The sequence below is a fragment of the Shewanella sp. S23-S33 genome (genome assembly GCF_043359565.1).
GTDB classification, from domain to species: Bacteria; Pseudomonadota; Gammaproteobacteria; order Enterobacterales; family Shewanellaceae; genus Shewanella; species Shewanella oncorhynchi.
On sequence record NZ_JBHFFD010000018.1, the window covers coordinates 1 to 2316 of the forward strand.

General features: G+C 48.4%; 2 protein-coding genes. Both read left to right on the top strand.

What is annotated here, in order from left to right; all coding sequences use genetic code 11:
• The first annotated feature begins 114 nt into the window (after positions 1–114).
• Positions 115–1890, top strand: a complete 1776-nt coding sequence (locus ACHA99_RS04980; RefSeq protein ID WP_393941440.1) for a phage tail tape measure protein — start codon at positions 115–117, stop codon at positions 1888–1890.
• Positions 1887–2234 carry a DUF2590 family protein gene (locus ACHA99_RS04985; RefSeq protein ID WP_393941442.1) on the top strand — a complete coding sequence of 116 codons (348 nt, stop codon included), beginning with the start codon at positions 1887–1889 and terminating at the stop codon, positions 2232–2234. The genes ACHA99_RS04980 and ACHA99_RS04985 overlap by 4 nt, the downstream gene beginning before the upstream one ends.
• The last annotated feature ends 82 nt before the right edge of the window (positions 2235–2316 follow it).

Here is a 2316-nt window from a genome sequence, read left to right on the forward strand (position 1 = left end):
ATTGTCACCAACGCCATTTGTAAGGCGTTTGGTGGTAAGTAGCACCATAGATAAATGTAACTGTGATCTAGCAAAGCCATTAATGACTATGCTGCAGAATACTAAAGGGCAAACATGAGCTTACCGCAACCGCTAATGTTCACCGTTGGGCTGATAGACCAAATCACTCGGCCGATTGCCAAAATCAGCCAAGGATTAAGCGGTCTAGCGTCCAACTACCAAGCTGGAACCATGCAAATGGCCTCCGGCATTGGTGGCATCGCGGCCAGCGGTTACGCCCTGCAAAATGCCCTTATGCCAGCCATTGAAATGGACCGCGCCTTAGGTGAGGTTAAATCATTGGGCGTGCAAAACGACGCCCTTAAATTGCTGGCAAACAACTCTTACGACTACGCGCTGAAATATGGCGAATCATCAACTGATTTCGTCCGTTCAAGTTACGATATTCAATCGGCGATTGCTGGCCTGAACGCCAGTGATTTATCGCGCTTTACTATGGCGTCAAACGTGCTCGCAAAAGGCACTAAAGCCGACGCTGCCACCATTACCAGCTACATGGGAACCATGTACGGCATCTTTAAAAATGATGCAATGCAAATGGGTGAAGGCGCATGGGTTGAACGCCTAACAGGCATGACAGCGACAGCAGTACAAGCATTTAAAACCGACGGTAAAAAAATGGCCGACGCCTTTGGTGCCTTAGGTGCCTCGGCAGGGCTTGCACCACTGCAAGAGCAAATGGCCGTACTAGGAACATTGCAATCAACAATGCAAGGGGGTGAGTCGGCAACCAAATACAAAGCCTTTTTAGCGGGCGCAGGTAAAGCCCAAAAAGCATTGGGAATGTCGTTTGTTGATAGCCAAGGACAGATGCTGCCCATGGTCGATATTCTTGAAAAAATACAAGGAAAGTATGGGGACTTATCTAAAGTCCAAGCTGATATCGATAAGGTAACGAGTGCTTTTGGTTCTGGCGAGGCTACCGCACTTATTCAATTGTTACTTAAAGATGTTGACGGGCTGAAAGGCTCGATTAATTCATTGGGCAAAGTAAAAGGCATGGAACAAGCCGAAAAAATGGCCGCTGCCATGACAGACCAAAGTCAACGATTAGCCCAAAGCTGGTACGTGATTAGGGCTGCATTTGGAACAGCTATTTTGCCAGCGTTTAATAGCTTTGTTGGCAAGATTGCCGATGTTGGGCGTGACGTTATTTGGTTTACTGAAATGTTCCCAAATCTAACTAAAACCCTTGGTGGAACCGCAGTTGCAATACTCGCGCTTGTTGCAGCAGGCGGATTAATCACTGCAATCATGGGTATCAGCACTATGGCGATGACGGCATGGACTGCTGTAACCACGGTAGCATCATTTTCAGCGCTGAAGTATGCAGCAGCATTAAAGTGGCTTCAAGGTGCACAGCTTGGTGTAAATATGGCAATGATGGCTAACCCTATCGGTTTCGTCATTGCAGGTATAGCCGCTGTGACATTAGCTGTAGGCGCCTTAATCTATTACTGGGATGACCTAAAGGCTGCGTTTTTAGATGTGAGCTGGTTAAGCGTTATAAAGTCTGTTTTTAGGAATGTATGGAACTTCATGAGTGACACATTCCCTATTTTTGGCTGGGTAATAGAACAGCTATCGAGCCTTATGGGGATTGATATTAATGCCACTTTGGCAGCGACGGTTACCCCTACATACACAGGAACACCAACACCACTGCTTGATGCCATTTCGCCTGTGCAAACCAACTTAAGCCGTGGCGGCGTTAGCCAGCAAATCGCCAATGCCAACAACAGCAAATCGACTTCAGTCGGAACCGTTAACGTCTACCCAAGCAAAGGGGAGGATATCAACATCCCCGCTTACTTGGAGATGCACTCATGAGCCTCTATATCGATTTGCACATAGAACACGGCGACGTGGTGTTAGATGTGGGCTTAAACCCCCGCTATTTAACCGACCGCGCCGCCATCGCGCAGGACATAGTTCACGCCATTTTAGACACAGGCTTAGCGCACTTACTCATTAGCGACCGTGGCACAGGCGTTACCGCCGACACCCAAATCAAACTCAAATTGTTAGTCGAGGACGATGTACGCATCATGCCGGGCACGGTTCGCATAGAAGAAACCGCCAGCGGCCAATGGTGGGTATTTGCCGATACCATCGACTTTGGCGCTATTTCTTCGCAAATCGCGGCATCCAGCATCACCGGAGGGGATCTTTAATGGCCGATAAAATCGACGTGCCAACAATCGACTTTGCCAAAATCGTCGAAGCAGCAGGCATCCCAACCACGGAGGACGGCTG

Coding starts and splice junctions, on each gene's coding strand:
- ACHA99_RS04980 (WP_393941440.1), top strand. CDS start 115: ATGAGCTTACCGCAACCGCTAATGTTCACCGTTGGGCTGATAGACCAA.
- ACHA99_RS04985 (WP_393941442.1), top strand. CDS start 1,887: ATGAGCCTCTATATCGATTTGCACATAGAACACGGCGACGTGGTGTTA.